The organism is Leclercia adecarboxylata (genome assembly GCF_006874705.1).
Classification (GTDB): domain Bacteria; phylum Pseudomonadota; class Gammaproteobacteria; order Enterobacterales; family Enterobacteriaceae; genus Enterobacter; species Enterobacter adecarboxylatus_C.
In genome coordinates this window covers 4,214,097-4,231,008 of record NZ_CP035382.1, presented here as the reverse complement: position 1 = coordinate 4,231,008, position 16,912 = coordinate 4,214,097, and the positions used below count along the sequence as shown (strand labels likewise).

Genomic DNA, 16,912 nt, shown 5'->3' with positions numbered 1-16,912 from the left:
CATATTTGCACTTAACAGGGATACACCCATTATGCGTACTACTACTTTATTTAAAGTTGCCGCGCTTTCCGGCCTGTTGCTTCTTGCTGGCTGTGCGTCAAAAGTGGCTGCGCCTGAACAATATTCAGGCTTTTTAAAAGACTACTCCGGGCTCCAGCAAACCACCTCTGCATCGGGTAAACCAACGCTGCGCTGGGTTGATCCGTCTTATAACGAAGCAAACTACGACAGCATTATCTGGAACAATATCACCTATTATCCGACGCCTAAGCCTACCACTCAGATCGGCCAACGCACGCTGGATGAACTGTTAAACTACACCAACACCAAAATGAAAACCGCTATCGGCCAGCGTAAGCCGATTGTGACGACCCCGGGTTCACGCAGCCTGATCTTCCGTGGCGCCATCACCGGTGTCAGCTCGCAGAAAGAAGGCCTGCAGTTCTATGAAGTTGTCCCTGTTGCGCTGGTGGTTGCCGGCACGCAAATGGCAACCGGTCACCGTACTATGGATACCCACCTCTTCTTTGAAGGTGAGCTGATTGACTCTAAGACCAACAAGCCGGTCATCAAAGTCGTCCGTAAGGGCGAAGGGAAAGAGCTGAATAACGAAAGTACACCAATGACCTTCGCGACCCTCAAGCAGGTTGTTGATGACATGGCGACCGATGCCACCATGTTTGATGTGAATAAAACCAAATAACCACAGACCGGCCTGCAACGCGCAGGCCGGTTTTTTTAGGCCGTTCGCAGCCGTCTGAACCAGTTCTCCGGTCGGGCAAACATCACCAGATTCCCCGTTAAGATCAGCAGCAGCCCGGCAATGCCGTTGCTGTGCCAGATGTACCCCTCGTACACCGTCGAGAACGAAAGCGCCACCAGCGGGAACAGCAGGGTGCTGTACGCCGCTTTGCCCGCACCAATCCGCCCGACCAGCGTGAAGTAAGCGCCAAAGGCAATCACCGAGCCAAAAAGCGCCAGATAGAGCAGAGCGCCCATATAGCTCACCGACCAGACCGGCGTAAAGTCATCCCCGCGGATCAGCGCAATCGCCCCCATCACCAGAGTGCCGTACAGCATCGCCCAGGCGTTGGTGGTCATGGTTTCCAGCCCGTTGCGCTGGTGGCGCAGGCTGATCATATTCCCGAGTGAGAAGCCGTAGGTGCCCAGCGCCGACAGGGCAATGCCGAACAGCAGACCGGCGCTCCAGCCGCTGGCTAACAGGTCGTTCCAGAACAGGGTGATAATGCCGAGCAGCCCCAGCGCCGCCGCCAGATAAAAGCGTGCCGGCGGGCGCTGACCAAAGAAGAGGAAGCTGTTCAGGGCGTTATAGAGCACCGCCATCGAAAAAATCACCGATTCGAGGCCGGTATTGATATATCCCGCTGCCGTATAAAAGCACCAGAAATTAAAGCAGAAGACGCAGCAGCCCTGCAGGCCGCAAAACAGATGGTCGCGCAAGGCGAGCGGGCGCAGGCGTCGCAATATTAACAGCACCGCCATAATGGTGGCGGTGGCGACGGCGAAGCGCCAGAAAATAGAGACCGGCGCAGGCACCGGCCCCTGTTGTAAAAAGATGGCAATCCAGGTGGTTCCCCAGATCACGACCACCAGCGCGTACAATAATGCGTTCATCGTTTTTTCTCTTATCAGCAAAGTCTGACCCCAGTATGGCGGCAGGGAGAAGGGCCTTCTTTCACAGGCTTGCGGCGAACTTGCATATTCTTGCGCTTTTTTCCTGACGGAGAGTGAACAGGGCTGGCACTGAAGTGAAGATCTTTTTAGACTCAATGGTTCTTATTTATCAGGGTGTGAGTCGCTATGGCTGAGATGTACGGTGCCTTTGAAAATCTGCGCAAGCATAAAGCGGTATTGCACAATGCCGTGGCGCTGAATTCAGGCATCCAGCTGGCGGCCTGGTCAAATAAACGCGACACCATTACGCAATATTGCGATCACCACACCCTGAGCCTCTATATTGCCGACGGCTACGAGAGCTATCACAAAACCAACGCGGGCTGGAAAAACGGCGGCGGCCCGGATCGCTTCTGCCTGATGCCAAAAGAGAGCGAATCCAGCTGGGATATCCGCGACGATCTGTCGTTTATCCATCTCTACTGTACCGACGCGCACCTGCGCAACGTCGGGGAGCAGATCTGGGATAAAAGCCCGTACAGCTTTACCCTGGACGAAAATCTGTTTGGCGACGATGCCAGCATTACCGCCCTGTACCGCCATTTTATCCTCGGCTGCGACTGGCAGCAGTCGGCCAACCAGCTCACGCTGAGTACCGCCTCGACGCTGCTTCTTACCCATCTGGTGCAGCATTACAGCAACGTGCAGTGGGCGCTCCCGACGGTAACGGGCGGCCTGTCGCCGTTCGTGCTGCGTAACGTGCTGGGGTTTATCGAAGAGAATCTGGCCCAGCCGCTGATCCTGGCGGATCTGGCGGGACAGGCGAGCTTAAGCGAGTTTCATTTTGCCCGCATGTTCCGTCAGTCGATGCAGATGGCGCCGCACCAGTATGTGATGCAGCGGCGGATGGAGAAGGCCAAAGTCCTGGTACGATCCACCCGCCAGCCGCTGACCGAGATCGCGCTGGCCTGCGGGTTCAGCTCCGCCAGCCATTTCAGCAACCGCTTTCGCGCTGCCACCGGGCTGACGCCGTCCCAGCTACGCGCGTCGGGTGCGTAACAGCAGGGCGTAGCAGATGCCGCCCGCCACTAATCCCCAGAACGCCGAGCCAATCCCGGCAAGCGTCGCGCCGCTGGCGGTGAGCAGAAAGGTCACGATCGCGGCATCGCGTTCGGCCTCATTGTGCAGGGCCTGATGCAGACTGCCACCGATGGTACCCAGCAGTGCCAGCCCCGCCAGAGTCTGGATCCAGCTTAACGGCAGGGCCGCCATCAGCCCGCTAATCGAGCCGCCGAAAATCCCCGCCAGCAGATAAAAGATGCCTGCCGCCGCCGCGGCCAACCAGCGTTTGCCGGCATCCGGGTGCGCATCCGGGCTCTGACAGATGGCGGCGGTGATCGCCGCAATGCAGATAGAGTACACGCCAAACGGCGACAGCAGCAGCGCCAGCCCGCCGGTAAAGACGATCAGCGGCGAAACCGCCACCGGGTAGCCGGAGGCTTTGAGCGTGGCGAACCCGGGCGCATTCTGCGAGGCCATGGTCACCAGGAAGAAGGGCAGACCGATACTGACAAGCGTGGTCAGGTTAAAGGTCGGGGCGATAAATTCCGGCATCACCACCGCAAAGGTTAACTTATCAGTGACAACGTCACCTTTCAGGGCCGCTACTGCACCGCCCACCAGCAGGGTAGCCACGATGGCATAGCGCGGGGCGAAAGCTTTGGTAATAAGCCAGGCCAGCAACATGCTGCCGCACAGCAGCAGGTGCCCCTCCAGATTGCTGAAGGCCTGTAATCCGAAACGCAGCAGAACGCCCGCCAGCATCGCTGCCGCCAGGGAGTGGGGAATAATTTTCATCAGCCGGGCGAACAGGCCGCTCACGCCGCAAATCAAAATCAGCGCGTTAGCAAAGATAAAGATGCCGATGGTCTCTGACAGCGTCACCCCCTGCAGGCTGGTCGCCAGCAGGGCGGCTCCGGGCGTCGACCAGGCGGTGAGCACCGGGGCTTTATACCACCACGACAGCGCCAGGGTGCTGATCCCCATGCCGATCCCCAGCGACGTCATCCAGCCTGCAATCTGTGGTGCCGTCGCGCCTGCCGCAGCGGCCGCCTGCCAGATGATGGCGGCGGAGCTGGCGTAGCCCACCAGCACGGCGACAAAACCTGATAACAGGGTGGGAAAGGTGAGCGAGGTTGCGCGCATAGGAACTCCGTTGTGCGTTATAACAGCCGTGAATGTAGCACTGTGCGTTATAGCATACAAGTGATACACTCGCGACAACGGGAGGGCCCATGGACATCACACAACATCTTGCCTTTACACTGAAAACGCTGCGTCAGGCGCGCGGCTGGAGCCTGTCAAAGCTGGCAGAAGAGACCGGCGTGTCGAAAGCGATGCTCGGCCAGGTGGAACGCAACGAATCCAGTCCGACAGTCTCAACGCTGTGGAAAATTGCCACCGGGCTGAACGTGCCGTTCTCCACCTTTATCACCCCCGAAGCGGAGAATCCGCCGGTCTTCGACCCGCAGCTGCAGGCGATGGTGGTCAAACCGCTGTTTCCCTGGGACGAGACGCTAAAGTATGATCATTTCTCGATTACCCTCGCCCCGGGCGCACTCAGCGAATCCACGCCGCACGAAGCCGGGGTGATTGAGCACGTGGTGGCGATCAGCGGGGAGCTGGAGATGCAGATCGACGGCGTCTGGCAGACGTTAGCCCCCGACACCGGCCTGCGATTTGCCGGAGATAAACCGCACGCCTACCGCAACAGCAGCGGCCAGACGGTGCACTTTCACTCGCTTATCCATTATCCCCGCTAAAGGCACGCAAAACTGTTTCACTGGCCCATACTTCTGACTACAATAGCCGCCATTTTGACCATAACGGATAACGACGAAGTATGCGCCTGCCATCCCATCATCTTGAACTCTTAAGCCCGGCTCGTGACGCCGCCATTGCCCGTGAAGCAATTCTTCACGGCGCCGATGCGGTCTATATCGGCGGCCCTGGATTTGGCGCCCGCCATAATGCCAGCAACAGCCTGCGCGATATCGCCGACCTGGTGCCGTTCGCCCACCGTTTCGGGGCGAAGGTGTTTGTGACCCTGAACACCATTCTTCATGATGATGAACTGGAGCCGGCGCAGCGTCTGATTACCGACCTTTATCAGACCGGCGTCGACGCGCTAATCGTCCAGGACATGGGTGTCCTCGAGATGGATATCCCGCCGATTGAGCTGCATGCCAGTACCCAGTGCGATATCCGCAGCGTGGAGAAAGCGAAGTTTCTCTCTGATGCCGGGTTCACCCAGATCGTGCTGGCGCGCGAGCTGAACCTCAATCAGATCCGCGATATTCACCAGGCGGCCGACGCCACCATCGAGTTCTTTATCCACGGCGCGCTGTGCGTGGCCTACTCCGGGCAGTGCAACATCTCTCACGCCCAGACCGGGCGCAGTGCCAACCGCGGCGACTGCTCCCAGGCCTGCCGTCTGCCCTATACCCTGAAAGACGATCAGGGCCGCGTGGTGGCCTTTGATAAACACCTCCTGTCGATGAAAGATAACGACCAGACCGCCAACCTTGGCGCGCTGATCGACGCGGGCGTACAATCCTTCAAGATTGAAGGGCGCTACAAAGACATGAGCTACGTGAAGAACATCACCGCTCATTATCGCCAGATGCTCGATGCCATCGTTGAAGATCGCGGCGACCTGGCCCGCAGCTCCGCCGGGCGCACCGAGCACTTCTTTATTCCGTCCACCGATAAAACCTTCCACCGCGGCAGCACCGACTACTTCGTGAACGCGCGTAAAGACGACATCGGCGCCTTCGATTCACCGAAATTTATTGGCCTGCCGGTGGGTGAAGTGCTGAAGGTGGCGAAGGATTACCTTGACGTGGAAGTGACAGAACCGCTGGCGAACGGCGATGGCCTGAACGTGATGATCAAACGTGAAGTAGTGGGCTTCCGCGCCAATACGGTGGAGAAAACCGGCGAAAACCGCTACCGCGTCTGGCCGAACGAAATGCCCGCCGACATGTATAAAGCACGTCCGCATGCGGCCCTGAACCGTAACCTCGATCATAACTGGCAGCAGGCGCTGATGAAAACCTCCAGCGAGCGTCGTATCGCGGTGGACATTGAGCTGGGCGGCTGGGAAGAGCAGCTGATCCTTACCATGACCAGCGAAGACGGCACCAGTGTGACCCACACCCTGGATGGGATGTTCGAGGTTGCTAATAACGCCGAAAAAGCGCTGAATAATCTGAAAGACGGCATCGCCAAACTGGGCCAGACGATTTATTACGCCCGGGATATTCAGGTTAACCTGCCTGGCGCACTCTTTGTGCCGAACAGCCTGTTAAACCAGTTCCGCCGTGAAACCGCTGAAATGCTCGATGAAGCCCGTCTGGCGAATTACCCGCGCGGCAGCCGCAAAGCGGTCTCCGTACCGCCGCCGGTCTACCCGGAAACGCACCTCTCATTCCTGGCAAACGTCTACAACCATAAGGCGCGGGCCTTCTATCAGCGCTATGGCGTTGAGCTGATCGATGCCGCTTATGAGGCGCACGAAGAGAAGGGCGATGTACCGGTGATGATCACCAAGCACTGTCTGCGCTTCGCCTTTAACCTCTGTCCGAAGCAGGCGAAGGGCAGCATCAAGAGCTGGAAGGCCACGCCTATGCAGCTGGTGAACGGCGATGAGGTGTTAACCCTGAAGTTTGACTGCCGTCCGTGCGAAATGCACGTCATCGGCAAGATGAAAAATCACATCTTTAAAATGCCTCAGCCGGGCAGCGTTGTGGCCTCCGTCAGCCCTGACGAACTGCTGAAAACGCTGCCGAAGCGTAAAGGCAGTTAATCAAAGAAAGTGAGTATCCGGTTTGCGCGACTTCTGCCAGTGGTGATGTTCGCGCAAACCCTCAGCGGAATCTTCCGCCACGGCGCGCAGCTCATCGCTGTCGGCTTCGTGGCGCAGCTGCTGATCGACGTTCTTCACCCAAAAAAATTCATGCCCTTTGTGTCCCGCCATCAGCTGCCCGGAAAAAAGCGCGCAGGTCAGCATCACTATCGATAACGTTTTTGTAAACATTCTGCCACCACCCGGTTACGTTGAGCGGCCATCATGCCGATAGTTCAGTTAGGTTATTATTAGGATCTTCAAAGGCGCGAAAAGGTTTTGTCAGAATTTGTCTGGGCATGGACTGTTCCCTCTCCCTTGCCGGGAGAGGGTTGGGGGGTATTTAGTGCGCTTTAAACCCCGCCGCGGTCATCAGCACGCGGAAGAACATCCCCACCAGCGCCAGGGCCAGCACGCTGCCGCCCCAGATAATCACCATCCACATCAGACGTTTCCAGACAGGTTGATTCATCAGTGATAGCCCTCCCCAGGCTGGACTTTGCCGCGAAATACGTAATAGCTCCAGAAAGTGTAGACAAGGATGATCGGGATGATGAACAGCGCGCCCACCAACATAAAGCCCTGGCTCTGCGCTGGCGCGGCGGCCTGCCATAAGGTTATCGACGGCGGAATGATATGCGGCCAGATGCTGATCCCCAGCCCGCTAAAGCCGAGGAAGATTAACCCGAGGGTCAGCACGAACGGCAGATGGTGGCTGTGCGGATTGTTCAGGCTGCGCCACTGCCACAGGCCCAACACCGCCACCAGAACCGGGACCGGCAGCAGGAAGAACAGGTTCGGCAGGCTGAACCAGCGGTCGGCAATCGCGGGCTGGGAAAGCGGTGTCCAGATGCTGATCGCCGCGATAATCCCCAGCAGCGCCAGCAGCAGACGCTTCGATACCTCACGCATCCACCCCTGCAACGGGTTCTCACTTTTCATCACCAGCCAGGTGGCGCCTAAAAAGGCATAGGCCACCACCAGTCCCAGGCCGCAGAACAGATTGAAAGGGGTGAACCAGTCGAACGGGCCGCCGGCAAAGGCGCGGCCGCTGACAGCAAAACCGTTAATCACCGCGCCCACCACCATACCCTGGGTGAAGGTGGCCAGCACCGAGCCGCCGATAAACGCCTTATCCCAAAACGGACGGTGCGCGGGCGTCGCCTTGAAGCGAAACTCAAACGCCACGCCGCGGAAAATCAGGCCGATCAGCATCAGGGTCAGCGGGATGGTCAGGGCATCGACGATCACCGCATAGGCCAGCGGAAAGGCACCGAACAGCGCGGCGCCGCCCAGCACCAGCCAGGTTTCATTTCCGTCCCACACCGGGGCAACGCTGTTGACCATCACATCCCGGTCGTCGGCGTCCTGAATGGCGGGAAACAGAATGCCAATACCCAAATCAAACCCGTCCATCACGATATACATCAGGGTGGCGAAGACGATTATCACAAACCAGATCAGGGAGAGATCGATACCCATTATGGTGTCTCCTTGGTAGTAAACTCAGGGCTCGCTGCCGAGAGCGGGCGCGCCGGGCGACCATCATTTTCGGTCGGGAAGGACTCTTCTTCCTGCGGACCCTTTTTAATCAGGCGCACCATATAGCTGTAGCCCACGCCAAACACCGAGGTGTAGACCACAATAAAGGCCAGCAGGCTGACGCTCATGTGCAGATCGCCGTGGGCGGAGACCGCATCTTTGGTTCGTTGCAGGCCGTACACGACCCACGGCTGACGGCCCACTTCGGTAGTAACCCATCCGGCGAGAATGGCAATTAACCCCGACGGCCCCATCAGCAGGGCAAACCACAGGAAAGGCCGCGAGTGATAGAGCCGCTGCTTGTAGCGCAGCCACAGGGCAACGGCCCCCAGCAACAGCATCAGCATCCCCAGCCCGGCCATAATGCGGAACGACCAGAAGACGATGGTAGCGTTGGGGCGGTCCTCTTTCGGGAATTCCTTCAGAGCTGGAACCTGCTTATCGAGGCTGTGGGTGAGGATCAGACTGCCGAGCGCCGGGATCTCTAGCCCGTAGCGGGTACGCTCCTGCTCCATATCGGGCCAGCCAAACAGCAGCAGGGGGGTAGGCTCGCCGGGCGGGTTCTCCCAGTGGCCTTCGATGGCGGCAATTTTGGCGGGCTGATGTTTCAGGGTGTTCAGACCATGCATATCCCCGACCATCGCCTGGATGGGGGCGACAATCAGCGTCATCCACAGCGCCATGGAGAACATGCGGCGAATGGCGGGGGTACTGTTGCCGCGCAGCAGGTGCCAGGCCGCCGAGGCTGCGACAAACAGGGCGCTGCTGAGAAACGCCGCAATCGACATATGCAGCAGGCGATACGGGAAGGAGGGGTTAAACACCACCGCAAACCAGTCCACCGGCACCACCTGGCCGTTGACGATCTCAAAGCCCTGCGGGGTCTGCATCCAGCTGTTGGAGGCGAGGATCCAGAAGGTTGAGATGATAGTACCCAGCGCCACCATGCAGGTGGCAAAGAAATGCAGCCCCGGCCCGACTTTGTTCCAGCCGAACAGCATCACGCCGAGAAAACCGGCTTCGAGGAAGAAGGCGGTCAGCACTTCATAGGTCAGCAGCGGCCCGGTAATGCTGCCGGCAAACTGGGAGAAACCGCTCCAGTTGGTGCCAAACTGGTAGGCCATCACCAGCCCGGAGACCACGCCCATGCCAAAGTTGACGGCGAAGATCTTCGACCAGAAATGGTACAGCGAGCGCCATACAGGGTTTTTGCTTTTCAGCCATAGCCCCTCCAGCACCGCCAGATAGCTGGCGAGGCCAATGGTTATCGCCGGGAAAATAATGTGGAAGGAGACAGTAAAGGCAAACTGGATCCTCGCCAGATGAAACGCATCTAAACCAAACATGCACAACCTCAGGGTAAAACGGTGTGGCTGTTATGGTAATGAGGCAGGAAGCGAAGTATCAGAGACAGAAAAGGGGAATTTATGTATAACAGTTTTATGAAATTAGATTAAATAGTAACTCTGTTATGCTACAGGTGAAAACGATAAGCCAGCAAAACTGGCAGGTGAATATCCTCTAAAGCTGACGATTAACGGGCAGGGCTGTGTGTTAGCGGATTAAGGCGATGGCGGGGCCAAGGCCCCGCCACAGTCAGCGGTTTTTGCGTATATGCCTATAACGTGCGATAAGCCAAATTAAAAACGTCGTTAAGAGCAAAGATAAAACTAACAAACTAAAAGTATAGCGGTCGTACCATTGTTCCTCGGTAAGAAAACCAAACTTATCCGTATAAACGTCATATAAATAGATGTCCGGCATTAATACGCAAAGCATCGAATATACAATGCAAAGTAGGAACAATTGACTAAACCAAACCACGATACTGATTATCGGTTTCATAATATTCTCCGATCATCAGAACGCTTACCGATGATAATAGAACTGGTAAAAATACACATTCCTGTAAGGAGAGCATCAAGTACGAGCAGAATTGTCATATGAGTATTATCCCAATCAATTTCACTGACCTCACGGGCATGACCAAAGATACTCCTATGAAGCGCCTCCTCGGGTATGCCAACAAAAAGCCCACAGAAAATGGCGATATAGACCGCAAAGAAGAGATACCAGATTAAGACCTTTTTTAAATGTTTCATCAAAATACCTGAACTGTGCCATAAGCTCTAAGGCTTGCTGTTACCATTGCTGGAGCAGTGTTGAGCAGCGCCGCTCGTAGGACCAAAAAATGACATCTGCTGGCAAGAGTTATACAACCATTACTTATCCCCTGATATCCTGCAGGGTGTAATCGGAAACTACCTCGGCTCATACCCTCTATTAAAGTTGTGTCGTCGATTTGGCTGTCCTCACGGAATAAGCCAAACCATAAATCTCGGTCCGAACCACTCAGCTGCGAGGAAAAGTAATCTTTTAACGGGGACAGTAGACCGGTGGGACGAGTAACGATAAAGTATTTACCCTGCGGAAGAGGGCCAACATCCCTAATAGCAACAGAATCAGGATTGTTTCTGTGGGTTCCTGCGTTTCCAGAATAAGCTGGAAAGAAACCAACGCCCGGGCAACTTAAGGTCGACATCTGTCCGCCATTTAAATGAAATGTGCAACGGATCATCGCTCATTCCACGCATCGGAGAAAATGATATTCCCATCACAATGTTTCCATGTGATCCTTTCGTAGCGAAGGGCAACGGACTCCAGGTGATTATGTTTTTCAGTTGAGGGATTTTTCACGTCATGCATGAGAGGGCAGATAGAAACGACTTTAACGCCTTCAAGGAGCATATTGAAGTACTCTTCTTCCTGCCCTGAGTAGTTGATTCGATACCACTTAAACTCAGCTGCTTTTAATGTTTGTCCTTGGGCAACTGCTTTATAAAGATATGGGCTTGATGAATCGAATTCTTTTTCGAATACCAGTGCACTATGAACTCGCGTGCCGGTAATTTTGCCAGTATTGTTGTCTGTAGGTAAATGAAGTCCGTGACCAAAACCTAATATTTCAATGCTACCTTCACGATCTTTTACATCGACAGAACCGCGGATAGTCGATCCGCCATCATCCTTTAACCACAGATAGGCCGGTATTGCCATGTCAAACTCCTTTTGTCAGTTAGCTTAAAAAACAGGCATTACTAAACAATGGTTTTATGACAAAGGCCAGGCATATCGTGCTATAGTTATTATAAATAAATCATGTGGTTATATACGGATTAATAATTCGGTGAAGTCAACGCCTCACATAATATTACCTACATGAGACGTTATTTCTTTATTCGTTGCGCCAGCCCATTTCCGGGGCAACATGCTTCAGAATCGACTCAATCACATGCACGTTATAGTCGACGCCCAATTGATTCGGCACGGTGAGTAACAACGTATCCGCTTCGGCAATCGCTTCGTCCTGTTTCAGCTGGGCAATCAGCTTGTCAGGCTCGGCAGCATAGCTGCGCCCGAAAATGGCACGGGTTTTCTCATCCAGGTAACCCACGCTGTCGCTTTCGTTACGACTGGAGCCGAAATACATCCGATCGCGGTCGTCCATCAGGGCAAAAATGCTGCGGCTGACCGAGACGCGCGGCGTGCGGGTGTGTCCCGCTTCGGCCCAGGCGTCACGGTAGGCGCGGATCTGTTTTGCCTGCTGGATGTGGAACGGCTCGCCGGTTTCGTCGTCCTTCAGGGTCGAGCTTTGCAGGTTCATCCCCAGCTTCGCGGCCCACACGGCAGTGGCGTTCGAACCCGCCCCCCACCAGATCCGATCCCGCAGCCCTTCGGAGTGCGGCTCAACGCGCAGCAGGCCCGGCGGGTTAGGGAACATCGGCTGTGGATTGGGTTTGGCAAAACCTTCTCCGCGCAGCGCTTCCAGCAGCACTTCGGTGTGACGACGGGCCATATCAGACTCGTTTTCACCTTCGCCCGGTACATAACCAAAGTAGCGCCAGCCGTCGATCACCTGCTCCGGGGAGCCGCGACTGATGCCCAGCTGCAAACGTCCACCGGAAATTAAGTCGGCTGAACCGGCATCCTCCGCCATATACAGCGGGTTTTCATAGCGCATATCGATAACGCCGGTACCGATCTCAATCCGGCTGGTTTTCGCGCCAATTGCCGCCAGCAGCGGGAAGGGGGAGGCGAGCTGACGGGCGAAATGGTGCACGCGGAAGTAAGCGCCATCCGCGCCCAGCTCTTCAGCGGCAACCGCCAGATCGATGGATTGCAGCAAGGCATCAGCGGCGGTACGGGTTCCAGACTGCGGCGAGGGCGTCCAGTGACCAAATGACAAAAATCCGATCTTTTTCATGTCGGGATTTCCTGGGTTCAGATAAAAACAGTGACCTTTACTTTACGGATTACCGGATGAGAAGAAATGCCGTTTATTTCACAGATGTGGTCAAAAAATTTGAAGGAATACAGAGAGTCGCTTAACCAAAAGAATTTTATCGTGAAAAGCGCTTGCATCCTTTCTTCGGTTGTGCGTAAATGGATTTTCGGTTTGAATGCCAAAAAAATATCCGTCGCAGTCCCTTAAAGCATCTCTCAACACGTTGTGCCTCTCCGCAGCCTCTCTTGGGTTTTATCTTTACGCTCTGAACGCTCTGATTAGTTTTGTCTCAGACCTCTAATGCCTTAAAGGCCCAATTTAGTATTTAACGTTTTTACGTTCAGGAGATTTACATGAGTTCTACTATCCATTTTCGTTGCCCGTGCTGTCATGGTTCGCAGTTCCGCACCTCCATTTTCGACGTGTCTGAAAAAAATCCACACGGCGCGAAGTGCATTTTCTGCAAATCATCGATGATCACCCTCGATCATTTAGCGGCCTCCCGCCATGCGCGTCAGGTGCCGTTTGAGTTTCGTAAGTAAGCCAGTCGGGCGCCGTCACGCCTGCTGAATTCTTCACTACTACCTATAACAGTTTATTAATCCTGCCTTTTTTCTCCTGCTGATATACACTGTGATGCAGCAAGGAGAACCCGATGAAAAAATACCAGCGCCTGGCGCAGCAAATCATTTCGCAGATCGAGCTTGGTGTCTGGCAGCCCGGCGATAAGCTGCCCTCCCTGCGTGAGCAGGTCACCAGCAGCGGAATGAGCTTTATGACCGTCGGTCATGCGTATCAGATGCTGGAGAGCCAGGGGCGCATTGTGGCCCGTCCACAGTCGGGCTACTACGTCGCGGCCCGTCCTACCGGGCAGCAGCCGATGCCGCCCGCGCAGGTGATGCGCGACGAAGCGGTGGATATCAACACTTATATCTTCGACGTGTTACAGGCCAGCCGCGATCCCTCGGTGGTGCCCTTTGCCTCGGCCTTTCCCGATCCGCGTCTCTTTCCGTTACAGCAGCTGAACCGCTCCCTGGCGAACGTCAGCAAGACCGCCACCGCCATGAGCGTGATCGAGAACCTGCCGCCGGGCAACGTCGATCTGCGTCACGCCATCGCCCGACGCTACGCGCAGCAGGGGATGAACATCTCCCCGGATGAAATTGTTATTACCGCCGGTGCCCTCGAAGCGCTGAATCTCAGCCTGCAGGCGGTCACCGAACCGGGCGACTGGGTGATTGTGGAAAACCCCTGCTTCTACGGGGCGTTACAGGCACTTGAACGTCTGAAATTAAAGGCGCTGTCGGTGGCCACCGACGTGCACGAGGGGATCGATCTCAACGCCCTGGCGCAGGCGCTGAACGACTATCCGGTCAAAGCCTGCTGGCTGATGACCAACGGCCAGAACCCGCTGGGCTTTACCCTCAGCGCGGACAAAAAAGCGCAGCTTATCGCCTTGCTCACCGAACATAACGTCACGCTGATTGAGGACGACGTCTACAGCGAACTCTATTACGGCCGCGAAAAGCCGCTCCCGGCCAAAGCCTGGGACCGCAGCGACATGACGCTGCATTGCTCATCTTTCTCCAAATGTCTGGTCGCCGGGTTCCGTATTGGCTGGGTGGCGGCCGGGAAACATGCCCGCCGTATTCAGCAGCTACAGCTTATGAGCACTTTGTCCACCAGCTCACCGATGCAGCTGGCGCTGGTGGATTATCTCGCCACCAAACGCTACGACGCCCATCTCAGGCGCTTGCGCCGCACGCTGGCCGAGCGTAAACAGCAGGCGTGGCAGGCACTGCTGCGCCATCTGCCGGCTGAAGTGAAAATCCATCACAGCGACAGCGGCTATTTTTTGTGGCTGGAGCTACCCGCGCCGCTCGATGCCGGGGAGCTTAGCGCCCGGGCGCTGGAGCACCACATCAGCATTGCGCCGGGCAAAATGTTCTCCACCTCTGACACCTGGACGCCGTTTTTCCGCTTCAATACTTCCTGGGCCTGGGGAGAGCGGGAGGAGCAGGCGGTGATCCAGTTAGCGCAGATAATTAGCGGAATGTTAAACGCGCAAAAATAGTATTTTCGCGCGATTGATCCGCGCGTCTGAATAAAGTTTTCTTATCCCGTTAATCACGCCGCAATTAATTTGCGGCGTTTTTTTATTGTCGCTCATAGGAAATATGCATAACGCCAGCGCCTGCTAACCCCTTGTCTATAATCCAGTTACCGGGGAATGCGCCCCCGGTCACAACCTGGTGAAATTTCCACAGCCCGCCGGGTGCGCGGCATTGGCGCGGTCTACGTTTAATTCAGGAGATATTTTTATCGGCACGGCTGCCTTCTGATTTCATTACGACAGGAGTAAGACGTATGAGCAAAAAATTTGCCCGTAGCAGCCTGTGCGCGCTCGGCATGACTGTTTTGACTGCGCAGGCAGCGGAGCCGCCAAAAGAGATCGGTCAGGGCGAAGGTCGGCTGGATATCATTGCCTGGCCGGGCTACATCGAACGCGGCGAGACCGATAAAGCCTACGACTGGGTCACCGCCTTTGAAAAAGAGACCGGCTGTAAAGTGAACGTCAAAACCGCCGCCACCTCCGACGAGATGGTCAGCCTGATGGCGAAGGGCGGTTACGATCTGGTGACCGCCTCCGGCGACGCCTCCCTGCGTCTGATCATGGGCAAACGCGTTCAGCCCATTAATCCCGATCTGATCCCCAACTGGAAAACCCTCGACCCGCGCATCGTCAAAGGGGAGTGGTTTAACGTCGACGGTAAGGCCTACGGCACGCCCTATCAGTGGGGGCCAAACCTGCTGATGTACAACACCAAAACCTTCCCGACCCCGCCCGACAGCTGGGGCGTGGTGTTTAAAGAACAAAACCTCCCGGACGGCAAAACCAACAAAGGGCGGGTTCAGGCCTACGATGGCCCGATCTATGTTGCCGATGCGGCGCTGTACGTCAAAGCCACCCAGCCGGATCTGGGGATCACCGACCCCTATCAGCTGACCGAAGCGCAGTACGCGGCAGTCCTGAAAGTGCTTAAAGATCAGCACGCGCTGATCCACCGCTACTGGCACGACACTACCGTGCAGATGAGTGATTTCAAAAACGAAGGGGTGGTTGCCTCCAGCGCCTGGCCGTATCAGGCTAACGCCCTCAAAGGCGAGAATCAGCCGATTGGCACCGTCTTCCCGAAAGAGGGAGTGACGGGCTGGGCGGACACCACCATGCTGCACGCCGACGCCAAACATCCGATGTGCGCCTACAAATGGATGAACTGGTCGTTGACGCCAAAAGTGCAGGGCGATCTCGCAGCATGGTTCGGTTCACTGCCGGTGGTGGCGGAAGGTTGTAAAGCCAGCACCCTGCTGGGCGACAAAGGCTGTGAAACCAACGGCTACAACTATTTCGACAAAATCATGTTCTGGAAAACGCCCATCGCCAACGGCGGAAAATTTGTACCTTACAGCCGCTGGGTGCAGGACTACATCGCCATCATGGGTGGTCGTTAAGCGCCAGGGAGCGGATTATGACGTACGCAGTAGAGTTTAACGATGTTTCACGCCTGTATGGCGACGTGCGTGCGGTGGACGGGGTAACGATCCGGATTCGTGACGGCGAGTTTTTCTCGATGCTGGGGCCTTCGGGCTCCGGCAAAACCACCTGCCTGCGCCTGATTGCCGGTTTCGAACAGCTGAGCGGGGGCTCCATCTCGATCTTTGGCAAAGACGCCAGCGAGCTGCCGCCCTGGGAGCGTGACGTTAATACCGTCTTTCAGGACTACGCCCTGTTTCCCCACATGTCGATCCTCGAGAACGTGGCCTATGGGCTGATGGTAAAAGGAATTAACAAATCCACCCGTCAGGCCCAGGCGCGAGAGGCCCTGGATAAGGTCGGCCTCAGCTTCGCGGAAACCCGCAAACCCTCCCAGCTCTCCGGCGGACAGCGTCAGCGGGTGGCGATTGCCCGGGCGCTGGTTAATCAGCCCCGGGTGCTGCTGCTGGATGAGCCCCTCGGCGCACTGGATCTGAAACTGCGCGAGCAGATGCAGTTTGAGCTGAAAAAATTGCAGCAGGAGCTGGGCATCACCTTTATTTTCGTCACCCACGATCAGGGCGAAGCGCTGTCGATGTCGGACCGGGTGGCGGTGTTCAACAATGGCCGTATCGAACAGGTAGATACCCCGCGCGAGCTCTACCTGCGCCCGCGCACGCCGTTCGTTGCCAGCTTCGTCGGCACCTCGAACGTTTTCACGGACGCCCTGGCGCAGCGCGTCTGCGGCCTGACGGGGAGTTACTCCCTGCGCCCGGAACATATTCGCCTCGATGGGGAGGGAGAAATTCAGGTCCAGGGCCGGGTGCAGGCCGTGCAGTTCCAGGGGGCGTCCACCCGCTTTGAGCTCCGTCTTGCCGGGGGGGAAAAGCTGCTGGTGAACCAGGCGAACCTGACCGGTGCCGCGCTGGCCGCAGGCGTGGAACCCGGGCAGACGGTGACCGCCTCATGGGCGCGCGACGCCATGGTGCCGCTGCATGAGGAGAGGTGA

General features: G+C 56.4%; 18 protein-coding genes. 8 read left to right on the top strand and 10 right to left on the bottom strand.

The genetic code is table 11. The annotated features are described in order from the left end of the window. Positions 1–31: 31 nt before the first annotated feature. Entirely contained in the window at positions 32–703 is a 672-nt protein-coding gene (locus tag ES815_RS21140; RefSeq protein WP_142489583.1) for a DUF3313 domain-containing protein, read from the top strand. Positions 704–738: 35 nt separating this feature from the next. On the opposite strand, the gene ES815_RS21135 is transcribed toward ES815_RS21140, so the two are convergent. Next, complete coding sequence (locus ES815_RS21135) at positions 739–1,635, bottom strand: DMT family transporter (RefSeq protein ID WP_142489582.1); 897 nt, start codon at positions 1,633–1,635, stop codon at positions 739–741. A gap of 186 nt (positions 1,636–1,821) precedes the next feature. On the opposite strand from ES815_RS21135, the gene ES815_RS21130 reads away from it, so the two are divergent. Then, a complete protein-coding gene (locus tag ES815_RS21130; protein ID WP_142489581.1) occupies positions 1,822–2,694 on the top strand; it encodes a helix-turn-helix domain-containing protein in 873 nt (290 codons plus the stop codon). Here the strand turns inward: ES815_RS21130 and ES815_RS21125 are convergent. Continuing rightward, positions 2,674–3,840, bottom strand: a complete 1,167-nt coding sequence (locus tag ES815_RS21125; protein ID WP_185902358.1) for a benzoate/H(+) symporter BenE family transporter — start codon at positions 3,838–3,840, stop codon at positions 2,674–2,676. The genes ES815_RS21130 and ES815_RS21125 overlap by 21 nt on opposite strands. Positions 3,841–3,929: 89 nt before the next feature. Here ES815_RS21125 and ES815_RS21120 point away from each other — a divergent pair, with 89 nt between their 5' ends. Beyond that, positions 3,930–4,457, top strand: coding sequence for a helix-turn-helix domain-containing protein (locus ES815_RS21120; protein WP_142489579.1), 528 nt, complete (start codon positions 3,930–3,932; stop codon positions 4,455–4,457). A gap of 80 nt (positions 4,458–4,537) precedes the next feature. After that, positions 4,538–6,502 carry a peptidase U32 family protein gene (locus ES815_RS21115; protein ID WP_142489578.1) on the top strand — a complete coding sequence of 655 codons (1,965 nt, stop codon included), beginning with the start codon at positions 4,538–4,540 and terminating at the stop codon, positions 6,500–6,502. On the opposite strand, the gene ES815_RS21110 is transcribed toward ES815_RS21115, so the two are convergent. The 8 genes from ES815_RS21110 to ES815_RS21075 form a co-directional block, all read right to left on the bottom strand. Beyond that, on the bottom strand, positions 6,503–6,733 hold the full coding sequence (locus ES815_RS21110) for a DUF2554 family protein (protein ID WP_142489577.1): 231 nt from the start codon (positions 6,731–6,733) through the stop codon (positions 6,503–6,505). It abuts the gene before it with no gap. A gap of 151 nt (positions 6,734–6,884) precedes the next feature. Then, complete coding sequence (locus tag ES815_RS21105) at positions 6,885–7,013, bottom strand: DUF2474 domain-containing protein (RefSeq protein ID WP_142489576.1); 129 nt, start codon at positions 7,011–7,013, stop codon at positions 6,885–6,887. Next, complete coding sequence (cydB, locus tag ES815_RS21100) at positions 7,013–8,023, bottom strand: cytochrome d ubiquinol oxidase subunit II (protein ID WP_142489575.1); 1,011 nt, start codon at positions 8,021–8,023, stop codon at positions 7,013–7,015. Before cydB ends, ES815_RS21105 begins: the two co-directional genes overlap by 1 nt. Next, positions 8,023–9,429: a cytochrome ubiquinol oxidase subunit I gene (locus ES815_RS21095; protein WP_142489574.1), complete on the bottom strand. Its 1,407-nt coding sequence runs from the start codon at positions 9,427–9,429 to the stop codon at positions 8,023–8,025. The genes cydB and ES815_RS21095 overlap by 1 nt, the downstream gene beginning before the upstream one ends. Before the next feature lie 495 nt (positions 9,430–9,924). Beyond that, a complete protein-coding gene (locus tag ES815_RS21090) occupies positions 9,925–10,185 on the bottom strand; it encodes a hypothetical protein (protein WP_142489573.1) in 261 nt (86 codons plus the stop codon). After that, complete coding sequence (locus ES815_RS21085) at positions 10,185–10,661, bottom strand: DUF2778 domain-containing protein (protein ID WP_142489572.1); 477 nt, start codon at positions 10,659–10,661, stop codon at positions 10,185–10,187. The genes ES815_RS21090 and ES815_RS21085 overlap by 1 nt, the downstream gene beginning before the upstream one ends. Further along, positions 10,658–11,140 carry an Hcp family type VI secretion system effector gene (locus ES815_RS21080; RefSeq protein WP_142489571.1) on the bottom strand — a complete coding sequence of 161 codons (483 nt, stop codon included), beginning with the start codon at positions 11,138–11,140 and terminating at the stop codon, positions 10,658–10,660. Before ES815_RS21080 ends, ES815_RS21085 begins: the two co-directional genes overlap by 4 nt. 178 nt (positions 11,141–11,318) lie before the next feature. After that, complete coding sequence (locus tag ES815_RS21075; RefSeq protein WP_142489570.1) at positions 11,319–12,347, bottom strand: LLM class flavin-dependent oxidoreductase; 1,029 nt, start codon at positions 12,345–12,347, stop codon at positions 11,319–11,321. Positions 12,348–12,721: 374 nt separating this feature from the next. Here ES815_RS21075 and ES815_RS21070 point away from each other — a divergent pair, with 374 nt between their 5' ends. The 4 genes from ES815_RS21070 to ES815_RS21055 all read left to right on the top strand — a co-directional run bounded on the left by ES815_RS21070 (position 12,722) and on the right by ES815_RS21055 (position 16,912). Beyond that, positions 12,722–12,910, top strand: coding sequence for a cold-shock protein (locus ES815_RS21070; RefSeq protein ID WP_142489569.1), 189 nt, complete (start codon positions 12,722–12,724; stop codon positions 12,908–12,910). A 113-nt stretch (positions 12,911–13,023) separates the two neighbouring features. Beyond that, positions 13,024–14,442 carry a PLP-dependent aminotransferase family protein gene (locus tag ES815_RS21065; RefSeq protein ID WP_142489568.1) on the top strand — a complete coding sequence of 473 codons (1,419 nt, stop codon included), beginning with the start codon at positions 13,024–13,026 and terminating at the stop codon, positions 14,440–14,442. A 293-nt stretch (positions 14,443–14,735) separates the two neighbouring features. Further along, positions 14,736–15,881: a putative ABC transporter substrate-binding protein YdcS gene (ydcS, locus tag ES815_RS21060; protein WP_142489567.1), complete on the top strand. Its 1,146-nt coding sequence runs from the start codon at positions 14,736–14,738 to the stop codon at positions 15,879–15,881. Positions 15,882–15,898: 17 nt separating this feature from the next. Then, entirely contained in the window at positions 15,899–16,912 is a 1,014-nt protein-coding gene (locus ES815_RS21055; RefSeq protein WP_142489566.1) for an ABC transporter ATP-binding protein, read from the top strand.